Annotated in this window: 11 protein-coding genes, 1 tRNA gene and 1 pseudogene; 7 read left to right on the forward strand and 6 right to left on the reverse strand. The window is 67.6% G+C overall.

Annotated features, from left to right (window positions below):
• Window positions 1–5: 5 nt before the first annotated feature.
• Window positions 6–1,787, reverse strand: coding sequence for an alpha/beta fold hydrolase (locus ACQY76_RS20020; protein WP_428030441.1), 1,782 nt, complete (start codon window positions 1,785–1,787; stop codon window positions 6–8).
• The gene (locus tag ACQY76_RS20025) at window positions 1,780–2,385 is read right to left on the reverse strand and encodes an amino acid synthesis family protein (protein WP_428030442.1); all 606 of its coding nucleotides are present in this window, start codon (window positions 2,383–2,385) and stop codon (window positions 1,780–1,782) included. The genes ACQY76_RS20020 and ACQY76_RS20025 overlap by 8 nt, the downstream gene beginning before the upstream one ends.
• Before the next feature lie 128 nt (window positions 2,386–2,513).
• Between ACQY76_RS20025 and ACQY76_RS20030 the strand changes: the two genes are divergently transcribed.
• Window positions 2,514–3,224, forward strand: a complete 711-nt coding sequence (locus tag ACQY76_RS20030) for a GntR family transcriptional regulator (protein ID WP_428030443.1) — start codon at window positions 2,514–2,516, stop codon at window positions 3,222–3,224.
• 49 nt (window positions 3,225–3,273) lie between these two features.
• Here ACQY76_RS20030 and ACQY76_RS20035 read toward each other — a convergent pair whose 3' ends face one another.
• Window positions 3,274–6,402, reverse strand: coding sequence for a multicopper oxidase family protein (locus tag ACQY76_RS20035; RefSeq protein WP_428030444.1), 3,129 nt, complete (start codon window positions 6,400–6,402; stop codon window positions 3,274–3,276).
• Window positions 6,403–6,725: 323 nt separating this feature from the next.
• On the opposite strand from ACQY76_RS20035, the gene ACQY76_RS20040 reads away from it, so the two are divergent.
• The 4 genes from ACQY76_RS20040 to ACQY76_RS20055 all read left to right on the forward strand — a co-directional run bounded on the left by ACQY76_RS20040 (window position 6,726) and on the right by ACQY76_RS20055 (window position 11,648).
• Window positions 6,726–9,473 carry a xanthine dehydrogenase family protein molybdopterin-binding subunit gene (locus tag ACQY76_RS20040; RefSeq protein WP_428030445.1) on the forward strand — a complete coding sequence of 916 codons (2,748 nt, stop codon included), beginning with the start codon at window positions 6,726–6,728 and terminating at the stop codon, window positions 9,471–9,473.
• Complete coding sequence (locus tag ACQY76_RS20045) at window positions 9,470–9,988, forward strand: (2Fe-2S)-binding protein (RefSeq protein WP_428030446.1); 519 nt, start codon at window positions 9,470–9,472, stop codon at window positions 9,986–9,988. The genes ACQY76_RS20040 and ACQY76_RS20045 overlap by 4 nt, the downstream gene beginning before the upstream one ends.
• A gap of 38 nt (window positions 9,989–10,026) precedes the next feature.
• Window positions 10,027–10,665, forward strand: coding sequence for an Isoquinoline 1-oxidoreductase subunit (locus ACQY76_RS20050; protein WP_428030447.1), 639 nt, complete (start codon window positions 10,027–10,029; stop codon window positions 10,663–10,665).
• 254 nt (window positions 10,666–10,919) lie between these two features.
• Window positions 10,920–11,648 carry a hypothetical protein gene (locus ACQY76_RS20055; RefSeq protein WP_428030448.1) on the forward strand — a complete coding sequence of 243 codons (729 nt, stop codon included), beginning with the start codon at window positions 10,920–10,922 and terminating at the stop codon, window positions 11,646–11,648.
• On the opposite strand, the pseudogene ACQY76_RS20060 reads toward ACQY76_RS20055, so the two are convergent.
• Window positions 11,607–12,376, reverse strand: a pseudogene (locus tag ACQY76_RS20060) (IS5 family transposase). The gene ACQY76_RS20055 and the pseudogene ACQY76_RS20060 sit on opposite strands and share 42 nt — an antisense overlap.
• A 72-nt stretch (window positions 12,377–12,448) precedes the next feature.
• Between ACQY76_RS20060 and ACQY76_RS20065 the strand changes: the two are divergent.
• On the forward strand, window positions 12,449–13,399 hold the full coding sequence (locus ACQY76_RS20065; RefSeq protein ID WP_428030449.1) for a hypothetical protein: 951 nt from the start codon (window positions 12,449–12,451) through the stop codon (window positions 13,397–13,399).
• Window positions 13,400–13,666: 267 nt separating this feature from the next.
• Window positions 13,667–15,778: a catalase gene (locus ACQY76_RS20070; protein ID WP_428030450.1), complete on the forward strand. Its 2,112-nt coding sequence runs from the start codon at window positions 13,667–13,669 to the stop codon at window positions 15,776–15,778.
• Window positions 15,779–15,902: 124 nt separating this feature from the next.
• Here the strand turns inward: ACQY76_RS20070 and ACQY76_RS20075 are convergent.
• Both ACQY76_RS20075 and ACQY76_RS20080 read right to left on the reverse strand, forming a co-directional pair.
• Window positions 15,903–15,988 (reverse strand) — tRNA-Leu (locus ACQY76_RS20075).
• Window positions 15,989–16,019: 31 nt separating this feature from the next.
• Window positions 16,020–17,714: a formate--tetrahydrofolate ligase gene (locus ACQY76_RS20080; RefSeq protein ID WP_428030451.1), complete on the reverse strand. Its 1,695-nt coding sequence runs from the start codon at window positions 17,712–17,714 to the stop codon at window positions 16,020–16,022.
• Window positions 17,715–17,719 lie beyond the last annotated feature (5 nt).

A 17,719-nucleotide genomic window follows, 5' to 3' on the forward strand; every position in this document is an offset into this window, starting at 1 on the left:
GTTCTTCAGGCGCCGGCCGTGGCGGCGGGCGTGGCGAGCGGATGGACCGTGCCGCGCGTGGCGTCGCCGACATAGATGCCGAACGTATCTTCGCTGCGTTCCCGGACATAGCGGGCCAGCATGGCGCGGACCGCCGCGTCCGGCACCGGCGCGTCGGCGATCTCCGCCAGCGGCACGAGGCGCGCACCGCTGCCCGGGCGCGGCTCGCCCGCAAAGCCGCCGCGATAATAGATGGAAACGCTGGCCTCGCCCGCGCCCGGCGTCTCGAACACCGCGAACAGGAAGCCGAGCTCGCCCTCGATACCGAGCCGGGCCAGCGCACCGCGCAGGCTGCGGGGGTTGGCCGGCGGCTCCAGGCAGGTGCCGGCGGGAAGCTCCAGCCCACCCCGACCGTCTTCGACCAGCAGCACCGCCCCGTCCCGCTCCAGTATCGCCCCGACGCGCGCCGGCTCGTCCCGCCGCGCCAGCGCTTCCTGGCCGAGGCCGACATCGACATAGGCGCCGCGGCAATAGCCGAGCGGGGCCGCCGGCGAGGTGCCGAAACCAGCCACGCGGCCGATGAGGATGACATGGTCGCCCGCCTCCACCACGTCCTGGCGGGTGCAGTCGAACCAGGCGCTGGCGCCGTCGATGACCGGGCTGCCGGCGGGGCCGGGATGCCATTGGCTGGCGGCGAACTTATCCGCCGCTTTCGAGGCGAACAGCGCCGAGACGTCCTTCTGGTGCGCCGCGAGGATCGAGACCGCGAAATGGCCGGCGGCGCTGAACACCGGGTAGCTCGACGCCGTCTTGGCGATGCAGACGAGAATGAGCGGCGGATCGAGCGAGACGGAGGAAAAGGAATTGGCGGTGAAGCCGCGCAGTTCGCCGTCCGGGGTGCGGGTGGCGACCACCGTCACGCCGGTGAGGAAGGCGCCCAGCGCCTGCCGGAACGCTTTCGGATCGACAGCCGGGGTGGCGAGGCCGTCGAGGAAGCCGAGCAGGCGGCCATTCACCGCGTCCGGCGCGGTGAGGTTCATCATGTGCCGCTCGCCGGGTAGGATCTCGACGCTGCCGCGCGGGGCCAGCCGTGCCATCGCCTGCGACATGGCGGGGGTGGAATTGGGATCGCCATCGGCGGTCATGAACAGCGCCGGGACAGCGAGCGTCGTCAGCCTCTCACGATGCACCTCGTCTGAGCTGGCGAACAGCGCATAGGTGCGCGCATAGCCGACCGGATCGCAGGCCGCGAGCAGGCCAGAAACCCGCTCCGCCGCCGTCTGCAGCGACGGCGGAATGTCGGCGCCGAACCAGCGACGCACCGCCGCCACCCACGATTCCTCCCGCGAGGCCGCGCTCCCCTCCCCGGCCAGCGCGGTGGCGCGCGCGAGCACGGCCGCCCGCTGCTCGGGCGTGCGGCAGAACACGGCATTGAGCGCGGCCACGCCGCGCACGCGCGAGGGATGGGCCAGCGCGGTGTCGAGCGCCACGAGCGCGCCCATGGAATGGCCGACCACCACGGCGGCCTTGATGTCCAGGTGATCGAGCACGGCAATCACCGCGTCGCTGTAGTCCGACAGGCGGGCATCGGCCGGCGGCAGGCTGGAGCCGCCATGGCCGGGCATGTCGAGCGCGATGACGTCATGGTGCCGGGAGAGCACGGCGATCTGCGGCTCCCACGCCTCCAGCGCCATGCCGACACCATGCACCAGCACCACCGGCATCGCCCCGGCCAAGCCGGCCCTGACATAGCGGGTGCGCACGGGGCGGCCGTCACGGCCGGCATGGATCGCCACGCCCTCAGCCATGGCTGGAGCCCGTCTGCTGGGTGTCGCCGAGTTCCTTGAGGTCCTGGTAGCGATCGCCGATGCGGTGATGGGGACGCCCGCCAATGGAGGCGCCGAGCGCCACCACGATCTCATCCGGTGCCGGCGCGTCGAGAATGGAGAACTGGATGGTGAGGTAGTGCGAGCGCATGCCCTCGTCGAGCTTGTGCATCAGCGGAATGACCACCGGCGTGTTCGGCCCGCCGCGCGTATTGGTGAACGACAGATAGCTCTTGGCGCCCACCGCGCTGCGGAAATGATTGCCGAAGCGCAGGGTGTGGATCAGCGCCGAGGCATGCTCGACCTCCCCGGACGTGCCGACGACCGCCGCCTTGCCATAGCCTTCCACCGCCTCGCCCGAGCCGGCCATGCGCAGGATCTCGGCGGTGAGCCTCTCGCCCAGCACCGGCGCGACAGCGTGGATTTCGGGTCGCAGATCCTCGACGAAACCGCGCCCGGCCCACGGATTGCGCAGCACGGCAGCGGCCGCGAAAAACTGCAGCGGCGTGGGAGCGGCGCGCCCCCCTTCGATGAGCGTGGTCTCGGTGTAGGTGACGATCTTCCTGAGCTCGAGCGCCATGTCCCTCATCCGCCGGTATTTGAAGCAACTCGTAAGATGGTATACCATAAGACGATCGAGTCAATTGCGTTCGCCACCCGGCCGGGCGACAAGGGACAGGAGCGGCGCCGACGGGCGCGAAGGCGGGGATGACGATGCGGATGGATGCGCTGGAAGGCGCCGAAATGCCCGGTGCGGACGGCATGAAGGTGGAGCGCCAAGCGGTGACGCTGCGCGGCCTGACGCTGGAGAAGATGCGCGACGCCATTCTCGATTTCCGCTTCAAGCCCGGCGAGCGGCTGGTGGAGCGCACCTTATGCGAGCGCCTTGGGGTCAGCCGTTCCGTGGTGCGCGAGGTGCTGCGGCATCTCGAGGCCGAGGGGCTGGTGGAGACGATTCCCAATCAGGGCCCGGCGGTCGCGCGGCCCGACCCGACGCAGGCGGCCCAGATCTATGAGATTCGCGGATTGCTGGAGAGCGAGGCGGCGCGGGCCTGCGCGCTCACGGCGGACGCCACCGCCATTGCCGAACTCGCCACCGCCATCGACACGATCGACGCGGCGTTCACCGCTGGAAGCCCGCGCGGCGTGCTGAAAGCGACGACCGAATTCTACGAGATCCTGTTCCGCGCTGCCGGCAAGCAGGTGGCGTGGGAGGTGGTGCGCACCCTCAACGCCCGCATCAACCATCTGCGCGGCATGACCATTGCCGCGCCCGGGCGACACGAGCAGGCGATCGGCGAGATGCGCCTGCTGCACGACGCCATCCGCCGCCGCGACGCGGAGGCGGCCTATGCGGCGAGCCGCGCCCATGTGGCCACCGTGGCCCGCCTCGCCCACACCATCCTCGGCGATCTCTAAGCGCCCTCGCGCCGGCGGCGCCGCCGGCAGCGAGGATACGCGCGGCGCGTCAGTCGCCGCCGAGAACCACCGTGCCGGCGCTCTCCACCGCGAGGTCGCCGAGCGTGGACGGGGTCAGCGTCTTGTCGGCCTTGTCGGCCCGCTCCATGGAGAAACGGCGGACTGTGGTGCGGCCCTGCCCCGCCGCCGCACCGACCAGAAGATCGGCGCCCGAGGTGGTGCTGGTGGTGGCGACGCTGACGCCATGGGCGTCCGGCCCGAAGGGCGTGAAGCGCGCCATCTCGGCAAACTCCGCCTTCTGGTGAGCGGCGGCGCTGTGCAGATACATGGGCGGCCAGCCATCGAGCGCCGAGCCGGCGGAATACACCGTCACCTCCGCCCCGTCATTCTGGCCGACCACGATGCGCTCCGCCCCGCCCAACACGCCGGCGAGCCAGCCGGTGGCGAGCGACACGCCGCCCCGGTGGTCCGGCCCGAAGGGCGTGAAGGAGGCCGACAGCACCGGGCGCAGCGGCCCCGTGCTGCGGTGCTCATGGCTGCCGATCTCGCCGTCCATCGCCTTGAGCAGCGGGAAGACGAACACCTTCACCATCGAGAGCGAGCCGGGCCCGGGGGCGGTGACGATGCTTTGCCGGCCGGTGGTGAAATCGACGAAGCCGGTGGCAAGCACGACGCCGTTGCGCTCGCCATAGAACGGGTTGAACGAGGCGAACAGCGCCGGCGCCTTGCCGGGCGCCGGCAGCGCCGCGCTGAACACCCGGATCTCGCTGGAAACGCCGGGGCCGGAGCCGACGATGATGTTGTCGCCGCTCGACACGCCTTCGATCAGCGCCGCCGCGACGCTCACCCCGTTGGTCAGCGCGCTGTCAAACGCGTCGAAGCGCGCCAGCTCGGTGGTGAACGGCGCGACACCGCCCTTGCCGGAACCCGAGAACACCGCCACTTCCGGCCCATGGCCCGGGCCGGCGCCGACGACGAGATCGTAGACGCCGTCATCGTTGACGTCGCCGATGGCGACGCTGGGCGTGCCCTCGAAGCCGGGGAACGGGGTCACGGTCGCCAGCAGCTTGTCGCCGTCCATCACCCGCACCGTGGCGGCACGGCCGGGCGCGCCGGGCACCGCCACCGCATAGGAGGAGATCGCCGGGATGACGTTGACCAGCGCCATCAGGCCATTGTCCTCATGGTTCAGCCGGTGGCAGTGCATGACGAACAGGCCGGCATAATCCTCGAAGCGGGTGCGGATCGACAGCTTGCCGGGCTCGATCACCGATTCCTCGGGGCCGAGATTGGGAGCCGGCACATTGGCGTTGTCCACGCCCTGCTGGGTGGCGCCCAGCGACAGGCCGATGGTGGGATCGGTGACCGCGACGATCTGGAAGTCGTTGACGTGCACATGGATGGGGTGCTCGTCATTATTCTCGTTGCGGAAGACCCACTCCTCCACGGAATCGAGGCGGGGCTGCATGAGCGGGACATTGGGGAACGCCCCGCTGTCGAAGGCGTAGATGAAGGTCTTGGGGTCGCTCTTGCTGGCGGTGTCGTTGAGAAAGCCGCCATTGATGAGGATGTTGCGAGTGAGGTCCGGCGTCACCTTCGACAGGTCCTCGAACGAGGTGAACGCGCCGAGCGGCTGGCCCTCGACAAAGGGCGTGCTCTCGCCCTTCGCGCCATCCACCACCGCGCGCACCAGCATCTGCGTCGGGAACATGAAGAACCCGTCATAATAGCTGATGGCCGAGGGCACGATGCTGAGCGTGCCGAGCACGGCGGGCGGGTTCTCGGTGCCGTTGCTGGTGTAGAGGATGCCGGGCGCGTTCTCGGTGCGGGCGCCGCCGCCGCGCTCGGGCATGTCGAGCACCAGTTCGCCGCTCTCCGGCATGGTCACCGCAATGGCGAAGCGCGAAGCCGGGGGAATCTCGAGGCGGGTGCCGTTCTCGCCGACGGGCGTGCGCACCAGCGTGCTCGGATTGCCGTCCTGGCCGACAATGGCGATCTTGGGATGGCGGCCAGTCGCGGTCTCGGTGAGACGCACGCTCATATAGGCCATGTCGCTGATATTCGCGAGCACCCAGATCTCGGTCTGGCCCGGCTTGCTGCGGATCACCGGCTGGAACTGGCCATTCACCGTGAACTGCACGTCGCGCAGATGGTCGGGAAGCGCGGGGTTCGCCGGCATGTTGCCTTCGGGCCCGCTGGCGGCGGTGAAGGTCTGCAGGTTGTTGGGGATGAACTGGAAGCGCCCGCGCATGTTGTGGATCGACAGCGGGCCGGAATACCAGACGGTGGCGAAGCGCGACCCCTTGGCCGACTGGGCGAAATCCACCGGCGCCAGAATGGGGCGGTAGGTGCCGGCCGCCAGTTCGCCGGGCGCCGGCGGCTTGAGCGTGCTGACGAATTGCGGCCAGTTGGCGTTGCTGAAGCCCGGGTTCGGCCCCGTGCGGTCGCTGACGAAATTATACTGCAGCGCCATGTTGCGGATGGGGATCGACTTCTGCGTCACCACCGGCAGGTTGCCATCGGTCCGCCCGATCGCCAGCATGCCGGCAAGGCCGAGATAGACATGGGCCGAGGTCAGCGTGTGCAGATGCGGGTGGTACCAGTAAATGCCCTGCGGCATGTTGGTGGGGACGTCATAGATATAGGTGTTCGTCGTGCCCGGCGGCATATGGACCAGCACGTTGTCGGAATTGCCCTTCGGGCTGACATGCAGGCCGTGCGTGTGCAGGTTCAGCGGCGAGACCGAAAGCTGCGGCGGATAGATCGGCACCTCGTCGCCCACCGCAGTGTAGCGCGGGTCGTAGAAGTCGCGGATGGTGAGCCCGGCCATGCCGTTTTCGTAATGGACGATGAGCTTTTCGCCGGGAAACACCTGCAGAGTCGGCGCCGGGTAATTGTTGAGCGAGGCGCTCACGCCATTCGAGGCCTTGCCGCGCGTCAGCTCATAGCCATAGAGCAGCGTGTTCTTGACCGGCAGCGCCGAGGTGTCCAGCGAGGCCTCGCCCTGATGCGCGGTGAGCGTGACTTCCAGCACGCCGTCGACCGCTGAAAGCACCACCGGCTCGCGGTATTCCGGCGGCTGGTAGGGCCCGGATTGCGCATTCGCGGTCCCCAGCGTCGGGAGCCACAGGACGGCGGAAACCATCGCCACACCGGCGAGACGAACGATCAGGCCCACTTTAAGCCACCCCACGCGAAACTATTCCGCAGCGGGACGCTAGCATGCCGCCCGGACGCCAAGCAGCCAGATTCGTTACAATTTTAGAAGAAACGCAAGGCGCTCCCGGCCCCTCCACGGCGCGGAGGGCACCGCCGCACGGGCAGCGTCCCGTAGGCCGTTGATTTTGCTCGCTGCCGGCGCGGATGCCGCCACGTCGGCCACGGGATGATGTCGCCGCGCCGTTGTGGCTCTTTGTCCGGAAGTGTTCTAGCGTGGCGCGCGAAACAGTGCATGTGGCGGGGGCCATGCGGCGATCACTTCAGCCGACACGTCGGGAATTCATGAGTTGGGTCGGCGCCAGCGGCATCACCCTGGGTCTGGCCCGTCTTTCCCCCGCACAGGCTCTGTCCTTCGAGGCGACGCAGACCCTGCCGGGCCGCGCCGACGCGCCGCTGATCGGTCGCAGCCGGATTGACGGCGTCGCCAAGGTCACCGGCGCCAAGCTCTACGCGTCCGATTTCCGTGCCGCCGACATGGAAGGCTGGCCCCACCAAACCGCCCACGCCCTGCTCGTCCGCTCGCCGGACGCCACGCACCTGTTCGAGGGGCTCGACCTCGACAGGCTCGCACCGGAGGCGCGGCCGACCAAGGTGGTGACCGAGGCCGATGTTGCGACAGCGGCGTTGCGCGTTCCTCCCTTCTATACCGGAGACCTGTTCTGCCCGGTGGGCGAGACGCCGCTCTATCTCGGCCAACCCGTTGCGCTGCTGCTGTTCGAGAGCTTCGACGCCTTCGACCGGGCGCGCATCGCCTTCCGCACCGACGCTCGGCTCCTGCGTTTCGGCGCCGAGACCGGGCCCCTGACCCGGCCGAACTATGCCGCGATGCGCTTCACGCGCGTGGCCGGCCCGACGCCTTCCGCGCCCGATGTCTATTCCCCGCTCCAGCAAGGCTGGATCAGCCCCGGCTTCACCGAGGGCGGTGGCCGGCCAATCTGGAAGCCGCTGCCGACGGCGGAGGGCGGCCACTATGCCGAGGGCGCGACCCATGGCGAGGCGATCCGCGCGCTGCTGGCGGCGGGCTCGCCCGACCTTCTCGTTCTCGATCGCGATTTCCGCACCCAGTCGGTCGATCCGCTGTTCCTCGAGCCGGAAGGCGGCCTCGGCTGGTACGAGGATGGCAGCCGCGTGCTCTCTCTCGTGCTTGGCGTGCAGTCGCCCTTCGAGGCGGCGGAAGCGCTTGAGCACCTGCTGGCGGAGGCATCCGCCGCCGTTCGGCCGCAGCGGCTGCAGCTGGACTTCGCCTCTCTCGGCGGCGGCTTCGGCGGGCGCGACCACACGCCCTTCCCGCTCTATGTCGCTCTCGCCGCGCTGTTCCTTCCCGGCAAGCCGATCCGGCTGGCGCATGACCGCTTCCAGCAGTTCCAGGGCGGCATCAAGCGGCACGCCTTCCAGATGCGCTCGCAGATCGGTTTCGAGCGCGCCACCGGCCGCATCGTGGCCTTTGCCGCCGACCACGTCCTCGACGGCGGCGGCCTCGCCAATTACTCGCCGAGCGTCGCCGTGGTCGGCGCCACCGCCGCGACCGGCATCTACCGCGTGCCGAAAGTCGACGTGACCACGGTTGCCGAGCACACGCGCGGCGTCACGGCGGGCTCGATGCGCGGCTATGGCACGCTGCAGACCATGACGGCCATCGAGACGCTGGTCGACGAGGCGGCCACCGCGCTGAAGATCGACCCTATCGACCTGCGCCGGCGCAACCTTCTCACCGCCGGCGGGCGCACCATGACCGGAAATCCCTGGACGGTCTCGGTGCGCACGCCGGAGATTCTCGACAAGCTGGAGGCCCATCCGATCTGGCACGACCGGGCGGCTCACAAGGCGGCGGCGCCCGCCGGCGTGCGGGTCGGCACCGGCATGGCCTGCTGCACCAAGGATTACGGTACGGGCGCGGACTGTTCGCTCGGGCGGGTCGAGGTCGGCGCCGACGGAAGCGTCGCCCTGCACATCGATGCCGTGGAGATGGGGAACGGCATCGGCACGTCGGCGGCCCGGCGCGTTGCCGCCATTCTCGGCAAGACCGCCGATGCCGTGACCGTCGCCCGGATCGACATGTTCGACGAACTGGGCCTCGTCACATCCGGTGACCCCTATTCGATGACGCAGGCGGAGCAGGATGCGGCGGCCAAGAACCCGCGCTGGGTTCCGGCCATCAGCTCGGCGACCAGCGCCTCGATCGGCGCCCATGTCGGCACGCAGGCGCCGGCACAGGCGGCGCGAATCCTCTTCCGCTTCGGCCTCTGGCCCGCCGCACTCGACCTGTGGGGCATCGCCGCCGGCGACCCGCGCGAGTTCCTGTGGGAAGAGGCGTTCTGGCAGGACGGGTTCCTGTTCATGTCCGGCCTGCCGCCGCTGGCGCAGCCGACCATCGCCGCACAGGCGCATGCGCGCAAATACGTCACCGGGGCAATGGCGCACGCCTTCTCCCGCTGGGCGTGGTCGCAGGCGGCGTTCCCGCTCGGCGGACTGAACTGGACGGGCGATATCGACGCGCTGGCGGTCCGCCGCGGCGACGGCGCCTTCGAGCGCATCGACCGGACCTTCGTGTTCTTTCCGCCGACCGACTACAACCGGATCGGCACCGCCTTCGCCTCTGCCTGCGGCACGGCGGTGCGGGTCGAGGTCACGGTGCCCGGCGGCGCGATACGGATCGCGCAGGCCTATAGCGTGTTCGAATGCGGCGAGGTTTTGGTGCCGGAGCTCGTGGAGGGGCAGGCGCAGGGCGGCTTCGCCATGGGTGTCGGCTACGCGCTGCTGGAAGACCTGCCGCCCTTCGAGGACGGCCCGGGCAACGGCAAGTGGAATCTCGGGGAATACATGGTCGCCCGCGCCTCCGACCTGCCGCTGCACACGCTCGAGATCGAGGTGCTGCCGCCGGTCTCGCCGCGCGAGCCGCCCAAGGGGATGGCTGAGGTGGTCATGATCCCTGTCGTGCCCGCGCTGCTCAACGCCCTTTACGACGCCACCGGCCACCGCTTCCAGTCGCTGCCGGTGACATCCGACATGCTGCGCAAGGTGATCCGATGACCGCCATCTCGCTCGTCATCAACGACGTGCCGCACGGGCCGATCGAGGTGCGCGACGATCTGTCGATGAACGATTTCCTGCGCGAGGTGCTGGGCATGACCGGCACCAAGTTCGGCTGCGGCGTCTCGCAGTGCCTGAGCTGCGTCGTCATCGTCGACGAGCCCGATGGCGGCGGCAGTTCCACCAGCCCCACCTGCATCACCACGGCGGTGAGCTTCAACGGCAAGCAGATCCGCACCGTGGAGGGGCACGCCAAGGCGGGACAGCTCAGCGCGCTGCAGAAGGCGTTCATCGCGCATTACGCCTTCCAGTGCGGCTATTGCACCGCCGGCTTCCTCAACGAGGCGCAGGTGTTCCTCGAACGGCTCGAAGCCGCGCCCGTGCCGCGCGCCGGGCTCGAACAGGCGATCATCGAGGCGCTCGACGGCCATCTGTGCCGGTGCTCGGGCTATGTGCGCTACCATCAGGCGGTGCGGGACGTCGTGCTCGCGGAACCCGCCCGCTACCTGCTTTGAAGCGCTGCACGCACGTAATTCCCTGGGGGCTGGTGACGATGATTTCCCTTCTGCGCGTTCCGGCCTTGCTGGCGTCCGTCGGTGCGGCGAGCCTCGCCGCCGGTGTCTTCATCGCGCTCCTCGCGCCAGCGCCGGTCATCGGCGCGACGCCGGAGGGGTTGGCGGCGCCTTCCAGCTTCGCCGGCATCGCCGACCAGGCCACCCGCTCGGCGGCGCTGTTCACCGAGCTCGGCCGGGTTCTCACCAGCCCGCGCTGCGTCAATTGCCATCCCGCCGGCGATCGGCCGCATCAGGGCGATGCCGCGCGCCTGCACCAGCCGCCGGTGTTTCGCGGCGAGGATGGCATGGGGCTCGCCGCCCTGCGCTGCACCGTGTGCCATCAGGCGACCAATAACGACCTCGCCCGCATACCCGGCCATGATCCGTGGTTCCTCGCCCCGCGCGAAATGGCGTTCGAGGGCCGGACGGTCGCCCAGCTCTGCGCGCAGCTGAAGGACCCGAAGACCAATGGCGGCCGCACGCTGGCCGATCTCGTCCATCACATCGGCGATGACGGCCTCGTCGGCTGGGGATGGGCGCCGGGTGTGGGACGCACGCCGGTTCCCGGCACGCAGCAGGAAGCCAAGGCGCTGGCCCAGGCCTGGGTCGACACCGGCGCCGCCTGCCCGAAGGATTGAACGGCGGCAGTAGGCGGACACCGGGCTGGCGCGCCGATGGCGGAGCCTCGCCCATTGTGGGCTCGCATGAGCCGAGCCGTTCATCACGGCCGTCACTTGCGCCGCGCAAGTCGATGGAAAATCTGAACTGGGCGATGAAGCCTTCCGGCGCCTTCGCCAGAATTATGATTGCCATTCCCCAGTAGACAATCCACACTTCCCCAAATGCTATTTTTCGCTTGTTCAATGCGTTTGTATCCGGGGGGAGGCAATCGATGTTCCGGCATGTCGTCTCAGCTTTTTTCCTTTTATTTGCGAGCATAAACCTTTGTGATGCAGCAAGTATCAGTGATGCTAAAATGGAGCTTCGTGAGGCCAAACCATCAAGTCTCACGGACGTCCAGCTTTATGCCGTCACTATACAGTGCACTCCCATCGGAACGTTGGATATTCTACAGAATAGATTTCTATTGTGGCAGACAGATAAGTCGTTAAGTCATCTCATTATCTTGACGGCAACGCCGCCAAACGCGGCACCGAATGCAGCGAGCCTTCCCACAGACGCCCTCGCCATCGTCAATGTTTTCTCGGCAAGCAGGACGGACAAGTTTTTCAACCGGTCGTGCAGGAGAGACTTCTTCGTCGCGGGTGGCAAGCCACTCTATGCCAACGCCGCCATCAGTTTTTCGACCAGCTACAAACCCTCTCAGATGATGACCGTCTTTGAAGGAGCCCTGGGTCTCACCCAGCCGCTGCTGACACTGTTCGGTGCGGGCGCTCTCTCCACAACAGTCGCACCCTTTGTCACCAATGCGACGGCCGTTACGAAGCCCTTCGAGACGTTCCTGTCGAAATTCAACAATGGCGAAAATATTGCCGAGCCCCTGTCGCTGTCCGTCGGCATACAGGAGGTGAGGACGCCCTATAGCCGCGTCACCATCACCATTCGCCCTCTTCCCTCACTAGGCGACCGACTCATTAAACCGCATCCATATTCTGAGTGATGCGAGTTTTACGCCGGCGAGGAAATTGTCAGGTCGCTTGTCGTATCGGGTCGCAACGGCGCGGTAGTGCTTGATCTTGTTGAAGAAGCGCTCGACGAGGTTGCGATAGCGATACAAGAAGGGGCTGAAGGCTGGCACGTTCTTGCGGTTCGGCATGGGCTTGATGTTGGCCCATGCGCCTCGCTCGCGCAGGCTTTGCCGGAGTTCGTCGCTGTCATAGGCGCGGTCGGCCAGGAGGGTCTGGCCATCGACAAGCGCGCCGAGCATGTCGCGGGCGCTGCGTCCGTCATGAGCCTGGCCCTCGGTCAATTTCAGGGCGATCGGCAGGCCTTCGGCATCCACCAGAGCATGGATCTTCGTTGTCAGGCCGCCCCGCGAGCGACCCATGCAACCGGATCGGTCGTCTTTTTTTGGGCGTTGGCGGCGTGCTGGTGCACGCGGATGCTGGAGGAATCGATCATCTGGATGTCGCCATCGTAAGCCTTTGACACCGCTTCCAGAAGCCGATCCCAGACCCCCGCCTTGCGCCAGCGGTTGAAGCGGTTCACGCAGGTCGTGTGCGGGCCGTAGCGCTCGGGAATGTCGGCCCACGGCGCCCCGGTCCGAAGTCGCCAGAAAATCCCGTTCAGCACGCGCCGGTCGTCCACCCGAGGCACGCCCCTCGGCTTGTTCGGCAAAAGCGGCTGGATCACCGACCACTCGAAATCCGTTAGATCAAAGCGGGCCATCTCATCCTCCATCAGGAGAAATGAATCAGCCTCCGACCCAAAAGGGAATCCCGTTTATGGGTCTGTGACCTAGTGCTGGACCCGCAGACCTCCTTCACGCGTGCCTTCAGGGAGCAGATCGCGCAGCCCTCCCGGACCTTGAGCAAGGCAAATCTCGAAACGGAATGCCTGGCTGCGGTGAAGGCCTTTGCCGATCTCGGCTTCGTATCCAACACCGATCTCGGCTATGCGATGCTCCAGCTCGGCCTCAGGGCGGGCCTCACGCGGGAAGAACTGCTGCAATGTATTCCCAAGGCCCCCGCGCTGGCGGCGGGCCGGTTGAAGGATTCCTTCTGGGCGGGCGTTCCCGATATTCAGCGCTTCAGCGAGCAGGATGTTTACGACGCCAACCCCGATGCGGACCCGGACGCGCCGGGAATTCAGCCCAGTTACGCCAAGATGCTCCCGCGCCTCGACAACCTCGTGGTCGGCCTTGGCAAGATTGCACGCAACGATCTGCCGCAGCCTCAGGCGGCAGCGCTTCTCGACAGAAGCCTGGGGCCGCAGGTCACCATTGTCGACCGTACCGCGGCCAATATTGTCGGCGATACAGCAGCCCCGGCGACTCCGGAGCAGGTCGCCCGGCTTCTTATAGAAAAGGGGATAACCCGTTTTGGCTGCTATGCCCCGGCCACGGACCAGTTGGACCCGCCTTCCGACGGCATCAAGGCCGTTTTCCTCGGCTTCAAGGTTCCCCGGGACGCCAAAGACGCGACCAGCGAGGACGCACTATTGTTTCGCCCTTTGTTCAAGAACGGCAAGATAAGTGTTCTTCGCGTGGCCAATGACGGCAAGTGGATCGAGGCCGTTCTGACTGGCAAAGGCTGGTGCGGCGATCTCAAAATCCGGAAGGCCAGCCCCGCGCAGCCAGCCGCCGCCGCAGACAACGCAGACCGGACCGTTTCCCCGATGGCGACGTCCGGCAGCGCGGCGGTGAGCGCGGCCGGTCTCGCAGCGCCGCTCTCGGAGAAGAAACGCATGTGAGTTGGTCGCGCGGGCGGGCCGCCCGCGCCGAGCGTAGCACGACGGCGCGCGTGGCAGCGGCCCCGGCGCCGCCTGCCCGGCGCAGCGACGCTTCCACCCTACGGTATCCCGACGCCCTGATTGTGCAGGCCGGAGGTAGGTCGCGCCTCTTTGCGTGCCTGCATCTGCTGATTGCGCCCTGTCTCGCAACGAAAGGCCGTTCCCACGGTTAGTGAGGCGATGCGAGGTGGGCCGGACGCCCCCGCACACTTCAAGGGAGCGCAGGCGATGGCACGGAAGACCAAGGACTCGACGGGCCCCACGGCACGGATCCACGACCAGACCCTCCTTCGCGGCAATGGCGGCGAACTGCACCAGTTCGCGCAGGGCGACACTCCCGTGCTGACCACGGCGCAGGGCGGCCCGGTGGCCGACGACCAGAACACCCTGAAGGTGGGCGCGCGCGGTCCCGCATTGATCGAGGACTTCCACTTCCGCGAGAAGATGTTCCATTTCGACCATGAGCGCATTCCCGAGCGCGTGGTGCATGCGCGCGGCTATGGCGCGCATGGCTATTTCGAAACCTATGAATCGCTGGCGAAGTACACCCGCGCCGACCTGTTCCAGCGCCCCGGCGAGAAGACGCCGGCCTTCGTGCGCTTCTCGACGGTGGCCGGCTCGAAGGGCTCCTTCGACCTCGCCCGCGACGTGCGCGGCTTCGCGGTGAAGATCTACACCAAGGAAGGCAATTGGGACCTGGTCGGCAACAACATCCCGGTGTTCTTCATCCAGGACGCCATCAAGTTTCCCGACATCATCCACGCGGTGAAGCCCGAGCCCGACCGCGCCTTCCCGCAGGCGCAGTCGGCGCATGACAATTTCTGGGACTTCATCTCGCTAACGCCGGAATCCATGCACATGATCATGTGGGTCATGTCCGACCGGGCGATCCCGCGCTCCTTCCGCTTCATGGAAGGCTTCGGCGTCCACACGTTCCGCCTGCTGAACGACAAGGACGAGTCCACCTTCGTCAAGTTCATCTGGAAGCCCAAGCTGGGGCTGCAATCCGTCGTCTGGAACGAGGCGGTGAAGATCAACGGCGCCGACCCCGACTTCCATCGCCGCGACCTGTGGGAGGCTGTCCAGTCCGGCAATTTCCCGGAATGGGAACTGTGCGTGCAGCTGTTCGACCAGGAGTTTGCCGACAGCTTCGATTTCGACGTGCTCGACCCGACCAAGCTGATCCCCGAGGAGATCATCAAGCCGGTGCCCATCGGCCGCCTGGTGCTGGACCGCATGCCGGATAATTTTTTCGCCGAGACCGAGCAGGTGGCGTTCATGACGCAGAACGTGCCGCCCGGCATCGACTTCTCCAACGACCCGCTGCTGCAGGGCCGCAACTTTTCCTATCTCGACACCCAGCTGAAGCGCCTCGGCAGCCCGAACTTCACCCATATCCCGATCAACGCGCCGAAATGCCCCTTCGCGCATTTCCAGCAGGACGGGCACATGGCGATGCGCAACCCGGTGGGGCGCACCAACTACCAGCCCAATTCGCGCGGCGAAGGCCCTCGCCCCGACCCGGTGCGCGGCTTCCGATCCTTTGCCGAAGAGATCGACGCGCCGAAGGTCCGCCTGCGGCCGGAGAGCTTTGCCGACCATTACAGCCAGGCGCGGCAGTTCTTCAACAGCCAGACCGGGCCGGAGCAGAAGCACATCGCCATGGCGCTGACCTTCGAGCTCAGCAAGGTGGAAGACGTGGTGATCCGCGAGCGGATGGTGGCGCACCTGCTCAACATCGACGAAGCGCTGGGCGCCACCGTCGCCGACAAGCTCGGCATCGACAAACTGCCGAAACCCGCGGACGCAGCGATCACGCCGCGCGACGACCTGCCCGCCTCGCCGGCGCTCAGCATCATCCAGAACGGCCCGGCGAGCTTTGCCGGCCGCAAGGTGGGCGTGCTGGTCAGCAATGGCTGCGACGGCAAGATGCTGAAGGCGCTGCAGGCCGCGCTGGTGGCCGAGGGGGCGACGGTGGAGCTGATCGCGCCGAAGGTCGGCGGGTTCGAGACCGCCGACGGCACCAAGATGCCGGCGCATCACATGATCGATGGCGGGCCTTCAGTGCTGTTCGATGCGGTGGCGCTGCTGCTGACGGAAGAAGGCGCGCAGCGGCTGACCGGCGAGGCTGCGGCGCGCGATTTCGTGGCGGACGCCTTCGCGCACTGCAAGTTCATCGCCTTCACCCCCGGCGCGGCGCCGCTGCTGGCCAAGGCCGGCGTGGAAACCGATGCCGACGAGGGGCTGATCGCGCTGGAGGATGCGGCGTCGATCGACACCTTCATCGCCAGCTGTCGCAAGCTGCGCCTCTGGGCCCGCGAGGGCGCGGTCAAGCTCTAAGGCCGACACCCGGCACAGCCGAGCCTCCGGGCTCGGCTGTCCTCGTGCGGCAACAGGAAGGCGGATGCGACGCCGGCTCACTACGCCGGGCCGCGTCCGCGTTCGCCCGGGTCGTGTCATGAACTGGTGCGGGCGGCCGGGCTCGAACCGGCACTCTCAGAGAGAAACGGATTTTAAGTCCGTTGCGTCTACCAGTTTCGCCACGCCCGCGAGGCCGTTCAGCGGTGGCGTTCCGCTGTGGTCAGAACACCCCGCCGATGAAGCCGGTCTCGTCGACGAAGATGTCTTCCGCCGCCGGGCGAGAGGGCAGGCCCGGCATGGTCATCACGTCGCCGCACAACGCGACCACGAAGCCGGCGCCGGCCGAGAGCCGCACGTCGCGCACCGGCAGGGTGAAGCCCTCCGGCGCGCCGCGCCGGGTGGGGTCGGCGGAGAAGCTGTACTGGGTCTTGGCCATGCAGATCGGCAGGTCGCCATAGCCCTGCGCTTCGAATTCGGCCAGCTTGCGCAGGGCGCCGGGCTCGATCGACACCGCGCCGGCACGGTAGATGCGGGTGGCGATGGCCTCGATCTTCGCCACCAGCGGCAGCGCGCTCTCATACAGGGGATGGAAGGCCGAGGGACCGGCGGCCAGCGCGATGACGTCCTCGGCGAGTGCCACCGCGCCGGCCGAACCGTCCGCCCAGTGCGAGCACAGATGCACGCGGGCGCCGACGGCGGCGCAAGCGGCCTTGATGGCCTCGATCTCGGCCGGCGTGTCGCTGGTGAAACGGTTGATCGCCACCACGGCGGGAAGGCCGAACGCCTTCATGTTCTCGATGTGCCGCACGAGGTTGGAGGTGCCGGCGGAAACGGCCGCGACATTCTCCGGCCCAAGGTCCTTCTGCGCCACGCCGCCATGCATCTTCAGCGCCCGCACGGTCGCCACGATGACCACGACGGACGGCGTCAGCCCGGCCTGCCGGCACTTGATATCGAGGAACTTCTCCGCCCCGAGATCAGCCCCGAAGCCGGCTTCGGTCACCACATAGTCGGCGAGGCCGAGCGCGGTGCGCGTCGCGATCACCGAATTGCAGCCATGGGCGATGTTGGCGAAGGGACCGCCATGCACCACGGCGGGCGTCGCCTCCAGGGTCTGCACGAGATTGGGCTGGAAGGCGTCGCGCAGCAGCGCCGTCATCGCCCCCGTGACCTTGATCTGGCCGGCGGTGATCGGCTGGCGGGCGCGGTTCTGCGCCACCACCATGCGGCCGAGCCGCTCTTCGAGGTCCTCCAGCGAGCGCGCGAGGCAGAAGATCGCCATCACCTCGCTCGCCACGGTGATGTCGAAGCCGTCCTCGCGGGAAAACCCGTTGCCCGGGCCGCCAAGCCCGACCACGACGCTGCGCAGCGCGCGGTCGTTGAGATCGACGACACGGCGCCAGTTGATGCGGCGGGTGTCGATGTCGAGCGCGTTGCCCCAGTAGATGTGGTTGTCGATGGCGGCGGCGAGCAAATTATGCGCGGCGCTGATGGCGTGGAAATCGCCGGTGAAATGCAGGTTGATGTCCTGCATGGGCACGATCTGCGCATGGCCGCCGCCGGTCGCTCCGCCCTTGGAGCCGAACACCGGGCCGAGGCTCGGCTCGCGCAGCGCGATGGCGACGCGCGTGCCGGCGCGGGCCAGCGCATCGCCGAGGCCGATGGTGGTCGTGGTCTTGCCCTCGCCCGCCGGGGTCGGGTTGATGGCGGTGACGAGGATCAGCTTGCCGTCCGCCTTCGCCTCGGCCTTGCGGGCGAAATCGAGCGCGATCTTCGCCTTGTCGTGTCCGTAGCGGTAGAGAGCGGCGGCCGGCACGCCCAGCCGGTCGCCGATGTCCTCGATGGGGCGCGGCGTCACCGAGGCGGCGATCGCCGCGTCGCTGTTGGGATCGATGGTGCGCACCGCGGTACTCATGAAGG

Origin of the sequence: Ancylobacter sp. (assembly GCF_965279025.1) — a bacterium.
Classification (GTDB): Bacteria; Pseudomonadota; Alphaproteobacteria; order Rhizobiales; family Xanthobacteraceae; genus Ancylobacter.